This is a genomic window from Rhodococcus sp. EPR-157 (assembly GCF_001647195.1).
GTDB lineage: Bacteria > Actinomycetota > Actinomycetes > Mycobacteriales > Mycobacteriaceae > Rhodococcoides.
This window is the reverse complement of sequence record NZ_LVCV01000605.1, coordinates 1-16,021: the sequence shown is the minus strand read 5'-3', so window position 1 is coordinate 16,021 and position 16,021 is coordinate 1. Positions and strand designations below refer to the sequence as shown.

Sequence of the window (16,021 nt, the reverse complement as noted above, 5' to 3'; positions counted from 1 at the left end):
CGCCGCCGATCGCCTCGGTGTCCGCGGGCGGTTCTACCGCCATCGACGACAGGGACGACTGCACCTCGTGGCGAGGGTCGTCGACGTCCGGTCGACCGAGCGTCACCATCGCGCGCGCCGCCACCCGGTCACCCTGAGTCATCTCGACGTCGACATGCGAGACCTGCTTGCCGCGCTTGCGGACGATCGCGGTCAGTACGACCTCGCCCGGATCGGGTGCACTGAGGTAGCTGACGCTCACCGCCAGCGGTTGGACATCGTCCCCCCGCAGCTGCGACTTCGCCGCAGCGGCACACGCGGCAAGCATCGTCCCGCCGTGGACCTTCGGCCCGATGGTCCACGTCGAGTCGATCACCGCGACGTAGGAGCCGTCGGTCTCCGTCCGTTCGAGAGTCGTCAGTGTCGTGGCCGACTTGAAGGGGCTACTCATGTGTCTTGCCTTTCGGAGACGATCTTCTGTTCAGGGTTTGTGGATGCGATGTCCTGGTGAGCAAGCCGCCTGAGGGCTGTCATTATCGGTTCGTAGATCGCGGTGCCGAGCACGGCGTATTCGACGGCTGCGTCAGTGGACTCCGGCATCAACGCGAGGTCGTATTCGGCGATCCGTCGGATCGCACGCCCATAGACCTCCAGCCGTTCGTCGGTCATCGGTATGCCTACGTCCTCGGCCGCCTGCAGTGCGCGTTCGAGCTGCGCGACTGCCGCGAACCTGGGGTCGTACACCTGCCCCAACCTTCCGATCGCGGCTCGAGCTCGCGGATATTCGGACGCATCGTCTCGGTCCAGATAGGGCGGAAGCTCGGAAATGGCGCGTCCCAACGTCTCGACGAGCGAGTGGTTGGGATGTTCTATCAGATGCAGAACGGTGCGGATCCTGCCGATGGGTAGACCCACCCCGGTGAGCGCCTTGATCAGCACGAGCCGTTCGACGTGCTCCTCGCTGTACTTCGATTGCGTGGCGCTCGTTGCCTCGCCCGGCATGAGCAGACCTTCACGCAAGTAGTACTTGATGGTCGCGAGCGGGAGTCCCGACGCATCGACCAGCTCGGACACGCGCACTCCAACCTCCTTGACAAGCTGGATACTTTCACTATCCAATATAGATAGTGAAAGTATCCAGCAACTTTACAGGAGCCCGAAATGAGCGCACTGCTGACCATCGTTCTCGGCGTCACACTGCTCACCGTCGTCGGAATCGCGTACGGCGGAACGTTCCTGCTCAGGGTGACCAGCGGCGCGCAGGGAGCCAACGCCCTGCAGAAGACCTTCTTCCGCGCCGGGCACGCGCACGCGGGCGTACTGGTGACGCTGGGATTGGTGGTCCCCCTGGTGACGAACGCGGCGGGCGTCTCGGACGTGTGGTCCGCGGTGGGCTCGATCGCCGTACTGTCCGCAGCGATCTTCATCCCCGCAGGGTTCTTTCTGTCGGTTCTCGGAGTCGATCCGCAGAAGCCCGGTCGGGCGATGGCAGCGGTATGGGTGGGCGCCGCAACCCTGACGGCAGGACTTGTCGTCAGCGGGGTCGGCGTCGTCGTCGCCGGAGTCGGAGCGCTGTGACGCCCCGCGTGCTCATTGCAGGTAGCGACGCGCGAAGGACAGCGCCTGACCGAGCATCGAGGACCGCTCCGCCAGTGTTCGCGCATTCTGCGTGTTGATCTCGATCACGGCCTGACCGGTGAACCCGCGACGCCGCAACTCGGTGCAGACTTCGGCGCAGGGCTGATCGCCGTGGCCCGGAATCAAGTGCTCGTCGACCGACGCGCCTCGTCCGTCGGCGAGGTGAAGATGCGCGAGACCGTCGCCCATTCGGTTCATCATTTCGATGGCATCGGTGCCTGCCGTGGCCGTGTGCGACAGATCCAGCGTGTAGTGGGCGTGCCCCGAGTCGGTCGGATCGTAGGACGGTGCGAACGCGGACAGCGCTGCACCCGGACCGCCGCGCTTGCGGAGTCGAGCCGCAGAGCCTTCCTTTCGACCGAAGAATCGGTCGGCCCGCATCGGGAACATGTTCTCGACTGCCACGACGACGTCGGAGCCCATCTCGAGATCCGCAACCTGCTCGCCGAAGCCGTCGGCGTACTTCTTCTGCCACCGAAACGGCGGGTGCACGACGACTGTCGACGCGCCGAGCTTCTCGGCGGCCTGCACCGAACGCTCCAGCTTCGCTGCCGGATCGGCCCCCCACACACGTTGCGAGATGAGCAGGCACGGCGCATGAATAGCCTGCACCGGGACGCCGTATCTCCGTGCGAGCGCTCCGACCGCTTCCACGTCCTGGCTGACCGACTCGGCCCACACCATCAACTCGACACCGTCGTAGCCCAGTTCGGCGGCATACCGAAACGCCGCCTCGGTGTTCTGTGGGTACACCGAGGCAGTGGACAGCCCAACAGCGACACGACCGCCCATCACAGACCCGATCAGCCAGTACTCAGTTGGAACGCAAGCGGACCGAGAGTGACGAACACTCCGACGGCAATCGCGATCACCATGCTGATCATGTCATCGGTTCGACGCAGGATCCGCACAACCGCAACGAGACCGACGATCACGAGCACCGCAAGAATCAGAGCCACCCAGGGCAGCATGTCCCACAGGCGCTCGAAGCCCTTGAACAGCAGCGCACCGACAATGACGGCGACGACGCCCTGGCCGACGAGAGCGAGCCATTGCTTGGCCGCATCCTTCTTGCCGGGGACACGATCCGGGGCGGCAGGCGTCGCCGACTGCTCGACCGCCGCACCATCCGCAGACTCGTCGGTAGGAGTGGCGTCCTCGCTCTTGTCGATCGTTACCGTCGACGTCTCGGCGGCCGAAGTCTCAGCGTCCGAGGTTTCTGAGGCCGAGGTTTCTGGGGCCGAGTTCTCGGCTTCGAGGGCAGCGATCTTCTTGGTCAGGTCCGGAGTCCGAGCCGTGACGTCCGCGTCAGGCTTCGGCGTGATGTCGGTGACCGGTTCGGCGCCGGTATCGGTCGCTTGGGTTCGACTCCGAGCCACGAAACCCGACGCGCGTTGCGGGCGTTCGGTGGATCGCACACTGTCGGCGTCGTCAGCGATTGCCCGACGACCGGTCACCGGCGTGGGCCGCTGACTCGGAGTGGGACGCTGGCTCGGCGTCGGACGCTGGGAGGCTGTCGCACCGTAGGGACGACGCTCACTCTCGTCGTGAGCCTGGTTGAGCAGATCACCGGCAGCCGTCGTCGAGCCGGACAGCAACTCCGGTTCCTGCGTGGTCTTGTCCCGCAGCAAAGGTTGCCGTGGCGGGAGTTGCTGAGGCTGGGTTTGCTGAGGCGGGGTTTGCTGAGGCGTCTTCGGCGGGGCTTGCGGCGACGCGGCTTCGGTGGCGATCACCGGAGCCTGCGGTGACGCAGGCTCGGATCGAACCACTGGGATCTCACCGGTCAGCTCGGCTACCGAGATGCCGCCCTTCACGCCGCGACGGCGACGTCCGCCCGAGCTGACGCCTGTCGACTTCTGCCCGTTGCGAGCCAGGAGCTCGGCAACGGAGATCTGCCCGGTGTCTTCCGGGTCAGCGTTGTTGTCACTCATGTCGACCGCACCACCAGATCGCCGTCCGTTTCGGTGTCCAGCTTCCGCAAAATCAACCCTTCCCTCAGCGCCCACGGGCAAATTTCGATCGTGTCGATCGACAGTGCTCGCATACTCGCTTCCGCTACCAATGCCCCCGCCACCAATTGCGGTGACCGGTCGGCACTGACTCCTTCCAATTCTGCACGGTCCGACGCCGTCATCCGGGAAATGAAGGCTATAAGTTGCCTGAGACCGTCCGCAGTGAGCGTCCGAGTCACCCTCGGACCGGCTGCGGATGGTGCCGCGCCGGTCAACCGCGCCAGCGATCGAAACGTCTTCGATGTACCGACCGTCCGATCCGGTTCGCCGGCCGCGAGGAGCTCTTTGGCCGGTGTCGCGAGCTCAGCGTCGAGCCAGTCTCGCAGAACCGCGACGCGACGCTTACCTGGCGGGTCGACGTCGAGCCAATCCCTGGTCAGGCGGCCTGCGCCGAGCGAGAGCGAAAACGCTCTGTCGGGGTCCTCGTCGGTCCCCGACGTCAATTCGAGGGAGCCGCCACCGATGTCGAGGTTCACGATTCGACCGGCACTCCAGCCGTACCAGCGACGCACCGCGAGGAACGTCAGCCGCGCTTCGTCGACCCCGGACAGCGTCTGCAGAGCCACCCCGGTTTCCTGCTGGACTCGCGCGAGAACTGCGTCACTGTTGTGTGCATCACGTACCGCCGACGTCGCGAACGCCATGAGCTCTTCGCAGCCCGACTTCTTGGCGATCGCCGCGAAGTCTCCGACCTCGCCCACCAGACGATCTGCACCTTCACGCGTGATGTTTCCGTCGGCGTCGGTGTTCTCCGACAGCCGCAGAGTCGCCTTCGACGAGCTCATCGGCGTCGGGTGTCCACCGCGATGCGCATCCACCACCAGAAGATGCACGGTGTTGCTTCCGACGTCGAGCACCCCTAATCGCACATCCCCACGGTACTGGGTCTACCGTCGTCACTTGTGACAGCAGGTAGTAAGCAGCCGGTTTTTGCTGCAGAAGTCGACCTGGACTTTCCCCGAGAATGGGTGGAATTTCCAGATCCGGACAACTCCGAACACATCATCGCGGCAGATCTCACGTGGCTGTTGTCGAATTGGACGTGCGTGTTCGGCACTCCCGCATGCCAGGGAACCGTCGCAGGACGGCCCGACGACGGCTGCTGCTCACACGGCGCGTTCCTCTCCGACGAGGACGACAAGAACAAGCTCGACGCGTCGGTGAAGTTGCTCACTGCCGAGGACTGGCAGCTGATGGACAAGGGCCTCGGGAAGAAGGGCTACGTCGAGTACGACGATCTCGACGACGAGCAGTCGCTGCGCACTCGCCGGTACAAGGGCGCATGCATCTTCCAGAACCGCCCCGGGTTCGCCGGCGGAATCGGGTGCGCACTGCATTCGATGGCGTTGCGCAGAGGCATCGAACCGCTCGAGGTGAAACCGGCCGTGTGCTGGCAGCTGCCGATCCGCCGCACCCAGGATTGGATCACGCGCCCGGACGGTACCGAGGTGCTCAAGACCACCATCGGTGAGTACGACCGTCGAGGTTGGGGCGAGGGCGGTCACGATCTGGCCTGGTACTGCTCAGGCTCCCCCGACGCACACGTCGGCAGCAAGCAGGTATTCGAGTCCTACCGGCCCGAGTTGATCGAGTTGCTCGGCAAGCCCGCATACGAGGAGCTGGCATCGCTGTGCACACGTCGCCGCGGCCTCGGACTCATCGCGCTCCACCCTGCGACGCGTGAGGCGCAGCGCACCAAGTAGCGCTGCTGGACCTGCGGGCGGCTCCGCCGCCAGTGGCGCGGTTAAGTGTGTTGGGGTGCACTCAATCGCGCCACTGGCGCGGAGCGCCGACCCCCTGATCCTTTTCGGATGAAATCACTTCGATCGGCCCCTCCCGGCGCATGTCCGTACGACACTGCGAGCACCGATACACGGCGACGAAGGGCATTCCATGATCAAGAAACTGGTTGCGACAACGGCAATCGCGCTCGGCTTGGCGGCCGGCCTCGCACCGACCGCGTCGGCCGATCCATGGAGCTGGTACGACGCGACGGGTGAGTTCGTGGACGTGTTCGCACCCGGCGGTATCAGCACCGGAAGTGCCTACACGCCGGGCGCGAAGTCGATCATCGTCAGCCCGTACGGAACGTCCCGGTTGATCGAATGCCGCGGGGACGGGCATTACGTCCAGAAGGAGTGCCGTCAGGAAGGTCGCTGGCTCGTCCGGGCCGCCCAGTACCCACTACGGGACGCCTGGTTCCTGACCTGACCCTTGCACTCATCCTTCGAGCTTGTATCCCAATCCGCGGACGGTGACGAGGTGCTCGGGCTTGGCTGGGTCGGTCTCGATCTTCGACCGAAGCCGCTTCACGTGCACGTCCAGGGTTTTGGTGTCGCCCACATAGTCGGCGCCCCACACTCGGTCGATCAACTGACCACGCGTGAGCACCCGTCCCGAATTCCGCAGTAGGTACTCGAGGAGATCGAATTCCTTGAGCGGCAACGTGATCTGCTCGGAGTTCACCATCACCACATGGCGTTCGACGTCCATGCGGACCGGGCCGGCCTCCAACACGCCCGTGTCCGCGGCGCCGTCGAGCTCCGCGTCGCTGCCGCGGCGAAGTACTGCACGGATGCGAGCGATCAGCTCCCGCGCCGAATACGGCTTGGTCACATAGTCGTCCGCACCGAGTTCTAGTCCGACGACCTTGTCGATCTCACTGTCCCGCGCAGTGACCATGATGACGGGAACACCGGAACGCGCACGCAACTGCTTGCACACGTCCGTGCCGCTCATGCCGGGAAGCATGAGATCCAGAAGCACGATATCTGCTCCGGCTCTGTCGAATTCGGCGAGCGCCGACGGTCCGTCGCCGACGACGGTGGCTTCGAATCCTTCTTTGCGCAGGAGAAAGGCCAGCGGATCGGCCAACGATTCTTCGTCTTCGACGATCAGTACGTTGGTCACTGTAGGTTCCCGGTCACTGTAGTTCTCCTTCTGTCGACCCGAGGTCGTCTTCTTCGAAATAGGCGGGGATCTGCAGGGTGAAGGTCGATCCGGTGCCGAGCTTGCTCCACAGCGAGATACTCCCGTTGTGGTTGGCTGCGACGTGTTTGGCGATGGCCAGGCCGAGACCTGTACCTCCCGTTGCCCGCGAACGAGCTTTGTCGACGCGGAAGAATCGTTCGAAGACCCGCTCTTGGTCTTCCTTGGCTATTCCGATGCCACGGTCGGTGACCGCGAACGCGACGTAGCCGTTGCGCAGCGCACGAGTAACGGACACGGGCGAGCCATCGGACGAGTACGCAATGGCGTTCTGGATGAGATTCGCGAGCGCGGTGACCAACAGCGCTTGATCACCTAGCACCTCCAGTCCGCTCGGGTGATCGGTCGTGACCGTGATGCCCGCGTTCTCTGCGGCGATCTTGGATCGATCGAGGGCCTCGTTGACGACGGTGTCTACGTCGACGACCTCGAGATCGGGCAGCTTCTCTGCGCCTTGCAACCGTGAGAGGGCGATCAGTTCGGTCACCATGTTGCCGAGCCGCTTGGATTCGGCAACTACTTTTCCGCCGAAGTGGCGCACGGAGTCAGGATCGTCGGCGGATTCGAGCAGCGCTTCGGCGAGCAAACTCATCGCGCCGACGGGCGTCTTCAGTTCGTGGCTGACATTGGCGACGAAGTCCCGACGCGTTGCTTCCATTCGGACCTGTTCGGAATCGTCGTCGGCGAAAAGGACGACGAACCGTTGGTCTTCCTTGCTGAGCATCCGCGCCACGCATCGCACGGCCATGCGGTCGCGGCTGGTGCTGGTTCGTACATCTTTGGAACTGATGTCGACTTCGACCGGATTGCCGTCTGCGAGGACCTTCTGAGCCGCTTCCCACGCACGATCGTCGATCAGGCGATTACGCACCAGACCGAGCTCCTCGGCCCGCGGATTGGACAGCACCACGTCGTGAAACCGGTCGACGACCGCGATTCCGCTCTCCGACGCAAGGATGATCAGATCCAGTACCTGGGACATCGTCAGGCCCGAGCTCGCCCGTGTCCGCTCCGAATGCCGGGTTGCGAGATAGGGGATCAGGACGCTGCCGACGAGATATCCCACGAAGGCCGTCGCAATAGCCAGCAGCACAGCCGATGTAACACTCACACCCGAATCGTACGTTCGATGGACAGCTCACATACGCAGGGTGCAGGCATTTCCCTGGTAGTCATAGCCTTCGTCGGCAGTGTTCTTCGACCGTTCACCTGGAGTTGTCCGCAGGACCCACCGGAGTGGGCCCTGCGAAGCCACAGATGGACCTACTTGGCACCCTGATTGGCGACCGCAGCTGCTCCGGCGGCCGCAGCTTCCGGGTCGAGGTACGTTCCGCCCGGGTTCGTCGGGACGAGTTTTCCGTCTCCATCGCCGAAGTTGTACTGCAGCGGGATACCCGTCGGGATGTTCAGGCCGGCGATGTCGGCGTCGGAGATCTCGTCGAGGTACTTCACCAGAGCACGAAGCGAGTTGCCATGGGCAGCGACGAGCACGTTCTTGCCCGCTTTCAGCTCGGCGACAATCGTCTCTTCGAAGTACGGGATGAGCCGGTCGACGACGTCCTTCAGGCACTCGGTCATCGGCACGCTCGGCAGATCTGCGTATCGCGGATCGCCGTCCTGGCTGTATTCGCTGGCTGCTTCGATCGCGGGCGGCGGGGTGTCGTAGCTCCGACGCCACAGCATGAACTGCTCGTCGCCGAACTTTTCCTTGGTCTCGGCCTTGTTGAGCCCCTGCAAGGCGCCGTAGTGGCGCTCGTTCAGGCGCCAGTCACGGACGACGGGGATCCAGTGGCGGTCGGCTGCATCGAGCGCGATGTTCGCGGTGCTGATCGCACGGCGCAGCAGCGAGGTGTACAGCACGTCGGGCAGAACACCAGCCTCGGCAAGTAGCTCTCCCGCGCGCTTGCCCTCGGCCTCGCCCTTCTCCGTCAGACGGACGTCCACCCATCCGGTGAACTGATTGGACGCGTTCCATTCACTCTCGCCGTGGCGAAGCAAGATCAAGGTTCCGATGCTCATGGGGTCAGTTTCTCATGTTCGGCTTCGAGGGGTCGGCGCACGACGAGTACCGCGACGACGACGACCATGACCACTGCCGTCAGCGTGATGGGTATGGGGATCAGCGGGTCGAGAAGAACCAGCAGCGCACCGACCGGAACGACGGTGTTGACGAGTCGATCGGCGTTGTCCTTGATGGCGATGAACCAGATTCCGAGTACGAACACGGCGATCGGAATGGTCACCGTGAACGACGCGGCCACGTCGCTCAGCTCGCTGTGATGGGTCAGTACGTCGATCTCGACCTCGATGCCTGCCGAGAACGCGCCTGCCGCAGCGAAGACGAAGTAGTGCACGTACCCGTACTTCAGTGAATTCGACAGGGTGCCGATCGCATGGTGGTGCGGTGGCCAGAAGTAGATCCACCAGAGCGCCGCCGTCACGACGAGGGTCAGCACCGAAATCGAAATCAACGGTGCGAGAGCGGTATCTTCCTGCAGAGCTTCGATGATCGCGTTGGCCGACGCGAGCAGACTCTCGCCCAACAGGATGAGGGTGAACAACCCGTAGCGCTCGGTGATGTGGTGGGGATTCCACGGCGTCGTGCCGCCGGTTTTCTCGGCGACGACAGGAATCATGATCTCCGCGGCGGCGAACACCACGAACAAGATTCCCTGTGCCGGACCGCCCGGAATCAGGAGCCACAGCACCCACAGCACCTGCAGTGCAGCGATCCCGCCCGCATACGTCAGCGCGGTCCTGCGATGTTCCGACGACGTCGATGCACGCACCCATTGCGCCACCATCGCAACGCGCATGACCACGTAGCCGAGTACCAGGATGGCGAATTCTTTGTCTGCGAACGCCGGCTCGATCCCTGCCGCCAGGACCAGCACGCCTGCCATCTGCACGACCGTCAGCACCCGGTACAGCCAGTCGTCGTTGTCGAACGACGTCGCGAACCAGGTGAAGTTCATCCACGCCCACCAGATGGCGAAGAACACCATCAGGTAGCTCACGATGCCTTCGGCGATGTGGTTCTCGGTCAACGAGTGATGCAACTGCACTGCGGCGATGCTGACTGCGATGACGAAGACCAGGTCGAAGAACAGCTCGAGCGGACTCGCGGAACGATGAGGTTGCTTCGGATCGCGTGGGCTCATCGGGGTGAGACGGAACGACGTCGTCGGTAAGTTCACGGGTAGCACGATAAGCGATTCCGCGCGGTCGCGTCGGCCCGTCTACACCGCGATACGGGGTCAATCGAGGCAAGCTAGCACCGTTCTTGCCAAACTAGGCACAGTTTTCACGTCCGAGCGCGTGTGCCAGGTCGGCAAAAAGGGTGCTGGCTTCCCGACGCCCTCGAGCACCGGGTGTCAGCGCACTCCCGCCCACACTTCCCGCGTCGAGGGCCGCGGATCGTCGACCACGCCGGACTGCTCGCCGAACATCATCACCGACCTGTCGCTCCCGTACTGCACCCAGCCAGGCGAACCGTCACGAACGAAGTCGACCCACGCTCGGTGCATCTCGTCGGCAACCTTCTGCGGAGGATTCGCACCGGTGATGCGGGCTGTCTCGGGTTTGTCCAGAACATCGAAGACGAACGGGATCTCGAGGGCATGACATGCACCGAGTCGACCGTCGAACAACGACGAACGCCAGGTGAATTCGTACACGAACGCTCGCCCCTCCCTCGACTCGACGACCCTCAGCGCTGGAATACGGAAAAACCAGTCGGTCATGAGGGCGATGAACAGCTCACCCGGTGTGGCGTCCGGAAACTGGGCGCGATAGGCGTCGACGGCCGCGTCGACGTCGACGCCGTAGGCGGCGAGCACCAACCGAACCCGTGCGGAGTCGATGTACTCGGTCACTCCTGCGGGAACAAGGAAGAATGCGAACTCCTCACTCGTAGTGCCGATGAGTATGTCCACGCTCGATCCTGCGCCCTCGACGATTCGCCGATACGGCAGGTCGGGGACGACGTCACCGTCGATGTACGGCTCGAACGGCATCATGTTGAACGCCAGTTCACCCCATGCACCGGTCGGCGCTTCGGCCGTGATCCGATCGCCGAGCTCCCGCTGGGCATCGACGAGCCGATCCACCGAGACCGAACCGAGCCCATCGACCGTCGGGGCGACCCCGACTGCCTCGGCCAGCGCCGCAGCGACCTTCGTGGCAGTGGCCTCACTGATCACGTGATGTCCGGCTCCGCTCTGCAGGACGGCACGATGGAAGAGCCCGTCCGCGCGCGGCATCGACAGCAGCGTCCCGACGCTCATGGCGCCGGCCGACTCCCCCGCGATGGTCACCCGAGCTGGATCTCCGCCGAACGCCGCGATGTTCTCGCGGACCCATTCCAGCGCGGCGACCTGGTCGAGCAGGCCGCGGTTTGCCGGGGCACCCTCGACGCGTGCGAATCCGTCCGCGCCCAGCCGGTAGTTGATCGCGACTGCGACGATGCCGTCCCGTGCGAAGGCAGAACCGTCGTATATCGGGACAGCGTTGGAGCCGTTGACGAATGCGCCGCCGTGGATCCAGACGAAGACCGGCAGACCCGTCTCGGCAACATCCGGCGTCCACACGTTCAGGTTCAGGCAGTCCTGGCCCGGTACGACGGGTTCGGTCAGGATCTCGCTGGTCGGGGGTCGGTACCCGATCTTGGGAGCGGTGGCCCCCAGAGACACCGCATCACGCACTCCGGACCACGACGGCGGTGACGAGGGGGCTGCGAACCGCAGTGATCCGAAGGGCGCTTCGGCGTAAGGAATTCCGAGAAACGTAGTGGCTGCTCCGGTGCGCTGTCCGCGCAACCGACCCTGGGCAATGTCGACAGTGACGTCCATGGGTCCTTACTACCGAAAAACTGGGCGCGATGTGCCGGATACGCTCAGTGGTCGCGAGTCTGTGCCGCCGCGAACTTCTGATCCACCTTGGCGACCTTGTAGTAGACCAACGCTGAGATCCATACGACGAAGAACGTGCCAACGACGATCTGGCCGGCGAGGTTGAGGTTGATCGACGCCAGAAATTCCCACGGCTGCCCGCTGAGTCCGAACTCGTCGCCGAGCAACGAGAGCAACTGGACCGACCCTATGACCACTGCGACGAAGATCGACAGCGACGTCATCGTGATGTTGTAGTAGATCTTGCGCACCGGTGTGACGAATGCCCACCCGTATGCCTTCGACATGAAGATTCCGTCGATGGTGTCCATCGTCGTCATTCCCGCGGTGAAGAGGATCGGCAGCGCGATGATCGCCATCGGCGGCAATCCGCCTGCCATGGCGGTGGTTCCGGCGACCGCGAGTAGCCCGACCTGGGTGGCGGTGTCGAATCCGAGCCCGAACAGCAGACCGAGTGGGTACATCTGCCACGAATCCTTGATGTACCGGTCGTAGCGGCCACGGAAGATGCGGTTCATGAGACCACGCTTGGCGAGAAGATCGTCCAGGTGTTCCTCGGAATATTCACCGCGCTTGGCGCGACGCCATACCCGCACGATCCCTGCGAGCACCGCGAAGTTCAGCGCTGCAATCAAATACAGAAACGTACCCGACACGAGAGTGCCGATGATGCCGCCGACGCCCGCGAACGCGTCCTGGAACGCCGTCGCCTTGGACGCGACCAGTGCGATCGCGGCGACGAAGACGAACACCACTGTCGAGTGTCCGAGAGAGAAGAACAACCCGACTGCCAACGGCCGCTTGCCCTTCTGCAGCAGGAATCGCGTGGTGTCGTCGATTGCCGCGATGTGGTCCGCGTCGAACGCATGCCGCATTCCGAGCGTGTACGCGAGTACGCCCGCGCCCGCGTACACGAGAGTGCCGTCGGCGCCGGTCAATTCGTGGATGCGGGGAATGGAGTTGTAGTGGACGAACAGGCCCCATCCCAGCACGTGCAGTCCCACGATGAACACGAACATCCCGACGAGTCGCGGAATTTCGTCTCGCGTGAACCGGCTACGTCGATCCGTAGCCTCCGGTGGTTTCTCCAGCGTCGTCATCGTCCCACCTGTTCCGTCGCCAAAGCGTCGGCAGTGCTGGTGAGGCCCGTCAGATCTCGCACTACGCGAACTCGTTGACAATACTGCGCGTACTCCGGCAGGTCACAGGACCCGAGTCCCCACGAGTACCGCGGTTCCGGGGTGAGCCAGATGGTTTCCTTGGCGCGCCTGGTGATCTCCGCGAATGCTTCGACGCGCGGATCCAGGCCGTTCGAACGACCATCTGCCAACACGAGAACCGTGGTTCGACGGCTCACCGCATTTCCGTGGTCCTCCAGAAACTGGCTGAACGCGTTGCCGTGGTCGGAATTGGCATCGACGTCGAGAACGTCACCGCCGAATACCAACCCCAACGCGTGCTCGACGCTGTGGTCGGCGAAGAGGTCGGTGATCTCCACCAGATCCGACACGAACGCGAACGTTCGAACCTGGCTGACGAGATCCTGCAATCCGTGGACCAGATGCAGGGTGAACCGCGCGGTGGCGCGAACCGACAGGCTCACGTCTGTCAGCAGCAGTAGACGTGGTTTGTCCTCGCTTCGCTGCACCGTCACCGGCCGGAAAGGGACACCGTCGTAGCGCATGTTCCGGCGCATCGTCCGTCCCGAATCCACTCGGCCCCGTGCACCCGCCTTGCGACGGTGCGTCAGTGCCCCGTGCAGGCTGTGCGTCAGCCGACGCAACGACTCCTCCAATTCGGCGCGCTCGAGCTCCCCGACGTGATCGACCTTCGCGACGCGGTCCTCGCGTCCTTCGACGACAGAGTTCTCCAGTGCGAGAAGCGTTTCCAAATGATGCTTCAAGGCCTCGGGCAAATTGGCGAGGACGCCGGCGAGTCGTCGACGCAATGCCGTCGCCTCGTCGAGGACGTCACCTTGAACCTCGTCTGGAAGGTCGTCGAGCCAGCCGAAGAGTGCATCCTGCTCGGCGACGGACAGGTCCGCGTCGACTTTGGTTCCGGTGGTCGTCGAGATCGCACCCGGAATACCGCCACCCTTGAGGTGATCGGTCTCGATCTGGACGCGTTCACCCTCACCGAGATTGCTGGTCGAGTCCTTGCTGAACACGATCTCGTCGGTCATCGAGGCGAGATCGATCTTGTTCGCTTCCTGGTGCAAGTTGTACTGCGTGGCGAGATCGTCCGGATCGAAGAACTCACGAATATCCGAGGGCGCCCCGTGCTCGTGTCCCTGCTCGGGTAGATTCCCCGGTTCCTCACTGAGCGTGAAGGATTCGAGGACTCCTTCGTCGGAGAGGTCGTCGTGACCGTGTCCGTGTCCGCGCTGGCCATCGTCGTTCTGCACCTTCACGAGCGCGAAGAACAGCTCGAAGACTTCCTCGAACACCGGGTCACCGTCGCGATCCTTGACCAGTGAGACACGGAGCGCCTCTCGCAGGAGCCGCCGATTCTCCAGCATCCCCGGTTGTGCCGCGGCCTGCATGGCATCGAGCATCTCGGGTACCGAAATCCTCATGCCTCGCAACCGAAGCAACCGCACGAATCGATGCAGGCTCTGCTCCACGACTCGCTCAGCCCTTTCGGTTCTTCTTGCCACCGAAGCCGCCGGCGAACGAACGACTTCCCTGTGTCTTCGGCACATCCTTCGCGGGCGTCGGGGGGACAGCGCTGGTTCCGCCGTAATAGTTGCCGTGGCGGCCGGGTTCGTTCTTCGCCGCGCGGATCGCACGTCCGTCCGGACCCGAATCGTCCTCTTCGACAACAACAGCGACCGGGTCGTGGGTGTGGTCCCCCTCGTGACCGTGCCCATGGCCGTGGCCGTGCCCATGGCCGTGGTCCTCGTCGATCACGGCGTTCGGATCGATCAGCCGCGGGATCGCACTGGTTGCCTTGCGCACATCCTTGTCGTACTTGACGACGACGGACACCGTGTCGCTCAGCAACTTGGCCGTCAACTCGCTTGCGCCGAGGACAGCGAGTGTCTTCGCCCAGTCCACGGTTTCGGAGATGCTCGGCGACTTGCGCAGCTCGAGCTCCCGCAATCCGCGCACCACCTGAACGAGCTGGCCGGCCAGAGCCTCCGACAGGCCGGTGTCCTTCGAGTTGACGATGTCGAGTTCACGCTCGGCCGTCGGGTAATCCAAGAAGCTGTGCAGGCAACGACGTTTCAGCGCAGCGGACAGGTCACGCGTGTTGTTCGACGTCAGAATCACGTAGGGCGGGATCTTCGCGGTGAACGTCCCGAGCTCGGGAACGGACACCTGGTTCTCGCCGAGCAGCTCGAGCAACACCGCTTCGAGTGCCTCGTCGGCGCGATCGACCTCGTCGATCAACAGCACGACGGGTTCCTCGGAGCGGATGGCCTCGAGTAGCGGACGCGGAGCCAGGAACCGTTCGGAGAAGAAGACACTTTCCTGGGCCGAGATCCGGTCGACCGCCTCGCCGAGAGTTTCCGCATCGGCGACCAGTTGCCCGATCTTCTCCTTCAGCACCTGGGTGTACAGAAGCTGCTTGCCGTAGTCCCACTCGTACAGGGCCTTCGTCTCGTCCTGACCCTCGTAGCACTGCAGTCGCAACAGTCTTCGTCCGGTCACCTCCGCGAGAGTCTTTGCCAGTTCGGTCTTTCCGACACCGGCAGGACCTTCGAGCAGGACCGGTTTGTCCAGCCTGGACTGCAGGAACACCGTGGTGGCGAGACGGTCGTCGGCGATGTATCCGGCCTCGCCGAAGCGGACGACGACGTCGTCGACGGATTCGAAATCATGCTGTGCCGAAGCATTGATGGGCGTCGGGACTGACACGTGGGTGTTCCTTCCAGAGCAGTGGTACTAGGTTGTGCCGTTCGCGCTCCCGCCCACCGGCGGCATCGAAAGAAGCCAGGGGCGGGAGCGAAAGGGTCAGCCGATCAGGTCGTCGAGGTCTCCGTGAACGGAGTGTTCGACGACGGGCCGGACCGTCTCGAACGTGCATTCCTTCAGGTTGCCCGGGGTGCAGGCGTCACCGAGAACGTGGTGCGTGATGCGATCGATGTCCGCATCGTCGCCGACGATCTTCGGCGAGTTCTCGTAGAACTTGGTCGGTCCCTTGCCGAGCCGGTTCTTGCTGTAGCTGTTCTGGTCGACGTCGGCGAACTTCTCCGGGATGCCCACGTCACGCAGAAGCTGGATGGCGGCTTCCAGCGCAGCGTGCGAAGCACGCTGATCCGACATTCCATGAGTATCGATGCCCATCGCGACGGCGATGTCGGCGAACTTGCGGTAGTCGGCCGTCATGTTGAACGCCCACACCCGAGGCAACGCGATGGCGTTGTTCAGTCCATGGTGGGTGTCGTAGAACGCGCTGACTGCGTGGCTGATCGAGTGAATGATGCCGAGGCCACCGGAGTTGAATGCCTGGGCGGCGATGTACTGCGCGTACATCATGCCTTCGCGACCG

The 16,021-nt window shown here is 63.6% G+C and carries 16 protein-coding genes and 1 pseudogene; 3 read left to right on the top strand and 14 right to left on the bottom strand.

What is annotated here, in order from left to right:
* On the bottom strand, nt 1-430 hold a 430-nt coding region (locus A2J03_RS26210; protein WP_197480973.1), incomplete at its 3' end, for an acyl-CoA thioesterase domain-containing protein.
* Nucleotides 427-1,059 (bottom strand): MerR family transcriptional regulator, encoded by a 633-nt coding sequence (locus tag A2J03_RS26205; RefSeq protein WP_068380111.1) that lies wholly within the window; start codon nt 1,057-1,059, stop codon nt 427-429. The genes A2J03_RS26210 and A2J03_RS26205, both read right to left, overlap by 4 nt.
* A gap of 81 nt (nt 1,060-1,140) precedes the next feature.
* Here A2J03_RS26205 and A2J03_RS26200 point away from each other — a divergent pair, with 81 nt between their 5' ends.
* Nucleotides 1,141-1,557, top strand: a complete 417-nt coding sequence (locus A2J03_RS26200; RefSeq protein ID WP_068380110.1) for a hypothetical protein — start codon at nt 1,141-1,143, stop codon at nt 1,555-1,557.
* Nucleotides 1,558-1,569: 12 nt separating this feature from the next.
* On the opposite strand, the gene A2J03_RS26195 is transcribed toward A2J03_RS26200, so the two are convergent.
* Genes A2J03_RS26195 through A2J03_RS26185 form a run of 3 tightly spaced genes read right to left on the bottom strand, consistent with a single transcriptional unit; the run spans nt 1,570 to nt 4,498 of the window.
* A complete protein-coding gene (locus A2J03_RS26195) occupies nt 1,570-2,409 on the bottom strand; it encodes a sugar phosphate isomerase/epimerase family protein (protein ID WP_068380107.1) in 840 nt (279 codons plus the stop codon).
* A gap of 11 nt (nt 2,410-2,420) precedes the next feature.
* Nucleotides 2,421-3,548: a hypothetical protein gene (locus A2J03_RS26190; protein ID WP_068380104.1), complete on the bottom strand. Its 1,128-nt coding sequence runs from the start codon at nt 3,546-3,548 to the stop codon at nt 2,421-2,423.
* Complete coding sequence (locus tag A2J03_RS26185) at nt 3,545-4,498, bottom strand: Ppx/GppA phosphatase family protein (protein ID WP_068380102.1); 954 nt, start codon at nt 4,496-4,498, stop codon at nt 3,545-3,547. Before A2J03_RS26185 ends, A2J03_RS26190 begins: the two co-directional genes overlap by 4 nt.
* Nucleotides 4,499-4,531: 33 nt before the next feature.
* On the opposite strand from A2J03_RS26185, the gene A2J03_RS26180 reads away from it, so the two are divergent.
* Nucleotides 4,532-5,332: a hypothetical protein gene (locus tag A2J03_RS26180; RefSeq protein WP_068380100.1), complete on the top strand. Its 801-nt coding sequence runs from the start codon at nt 4,532-4,534 to the stop codon at nt 5,330-5,332.
* A gap of 190 nt (nt 5,333-5,522) precedes the next feature.
* Nucleotides 5,523-5,840, top strand: a complete 318-nt coding sequence (locus tag A2J03_RS26175; RefSeq protein ID WP_068380097.1) for a hypothetical protein — start codon at nt 5,523-5,525, stop codon at nt 5,838-5,840.
* A gap of 9 nt (nt 5,841-5,849) precedes the next feature.
* On the opposite strand, the gene A2J03_RS26170 is transcribed toward A2J03_RS26175, so the two are convergent.
* From A2J03_RS26170 to A2J03_RS26130, 9 genes and pseudogenes are all read right to left on the bottom strand, one after another.
* Complete coding sequence (locus tag A2J03_RS26170) at nt 5,850-6,539, bottom strand: response regulator transcription factor (protein ID WP_068380096.1); 690 nt, start codon at nt 6,537-6,539, stop codon at nt 5,850-5,852.
* Nucleotides 6,540-6,552: 13 nt separating this feature from the next.
* Nucleotides 6,553-7,728, bottom strand: a complete 1,176-nt coding sequence (locus A2J03_RS26165; RefSeq protein ID WP_068380095.1) for a sensor histidine kinase — start codon at nt 7,726-7,728, stop codon at nt 6,553-6,555.
* A gap of 152 nt (nt 7,729-7,880) precedes the next feature.
* Entirely contained in the window at nt 7,881-8,636 is a 756-nt protein-coding gene (locus A2J03_RS26160; RefSeq protein ID WP_068380094.1) for a phosphoglyceromutase, read from the bottom strand.
* Nucleotides 8,633-9,778, bottom strand: coding sequence for a low temperature requirement protein A (locus A2J03_RS26155; protein ID WP_068380093.1), 1,146 nt, complete (start codon nt 9,776-9,778; stop codon nt 8,633-8,635). Before A2J03_RS26155 ends, A2J03_RS26160 begins: the two co-directional genes overlap by 4 nt.
* A gap of 213 nt (nt 9,779-9,991) precedes the next feature.
* Nucleotides 9,992-11,467, bottom strand: a complete 1,476-nt coding sequence (locus A2J03_RS26150; protein WP_068380092.1) for a carboxylesterase/lipase family protein — start codon at nt 11,465-11,467, stop codon at nt 9,992-9,994.
* Nucleotides 11,468-11,511: 44 nt separating this feature from the next.
* Nucleotides 11,512-12,627 (bottom strand): HoxN/HupN/NixA family nickel/cobalt transporter, encoded by a 1,116-nt coding sequence (locus A2J03_RS26145; RefSeq protein ID WP_068380091.1) that lies wholly within the window; start codon nt 12,625-12,627, stop codon nt 11,512-11,514.
* Nucleotides 12,624-14,150 carry a VWA domain-containing protein gene (locus tag A2J03_RS26140; protein ID WP_068380090.1) on the bottom strand — a complete coding sequence of 509 codons (1,527 nt, stop codon included), beginning with the start codon at nt 14,148-14,150 and terminating at the stop codon, nt 12,624-12,626. The genes A2J03_RS26145 and A2J03_RS26140 overlap by 4 nt, the downstream gene beginning before the upstream one ends.
* A gap of 7 nt (nt 14,151-14,157) precedes the next feature.
* Nucleotides 14,158-15,387, bottom strand: a complete 1,230-nt coding sequence (locus A2J03_RS26135) for an AAA family ATPase (RefSeq protein WP_068380089.1) — start codon at nt 15,385-15,387, stop codon at nt 14,158-14,160.
* Between the two features lie 96 nt (nt 15,388-15,483).
* Nucleotides 15,484-16,021 (bottom strand): annotated as a pseudogene (locus A2J03_RS26130) (iron-containing alcohol dehydrogenase); the annotation flags it as partial.

What these genes read in the sequence shown, in the direction of transcription:
- A2J03_RS26200 (WP_068380110.1), top strand. Translation starts at nt 1,141, where the DNA reads ATGAGCGCACTGCTGACCATCGTTCTCGGCGTCACACTGCTCACCGTC.
- A2J03_RS26195 (WP_068380107.1), bottom strand. Translation starts at nt 2,409, where the DNA reads ATGGGCGGTCGTGTCGCTGTTGGGCTGTCCACTGCCTCGGTGTACCCA.
- A2J03_RS26190 (WP_068380104.1), bottom strand. Translation starts at nt 3,548, where the DNA reads ATGAGTGACAACAACGCTGACCCGGAAGACACCGGGCAGATCTCCGTT.
- A2J03_RS26175 (WP_068380097.1), top strand. Translation starts at nt 5,523, where the DNA reads ATGATCAAGAAACTGGTTGCGACAACGGCAATCGCGCTCGGCTTGGCG.
- A2J03_RS26160 (WP_068380094.1), bottom strand. Translation starts at nt 8,636, where the DNA reads ATGAGCATCGGAACCTTGATCTTGCTTCGCCACGGCGAGAGTGAATGG.
- A2J03_RS26155 (WP_068380093.1), bottom strand. Translation starts at nt 9,778, where the DNA reads ATGAGCCCACGCGATCCGAAGCAACCTCATCGTTCCGCGAGTCCGCTC.
- A2J03_RS26150 (WP_068380092.1), bottom strand. Translation starts at nt 11,467, where the DNA reads ATGGACGTCACTGTCGACATTGCCCAGGGTCGGTTGCGCGGACAGCGC.
- A2J03_RS26145 (WP_068380091.1), bottom strand. Translation starts at nt 12,627, where the DNA reads ATGACGACGCTGGAGAAACCACCGGAGGCTACGGATCGACGTAGCCGG.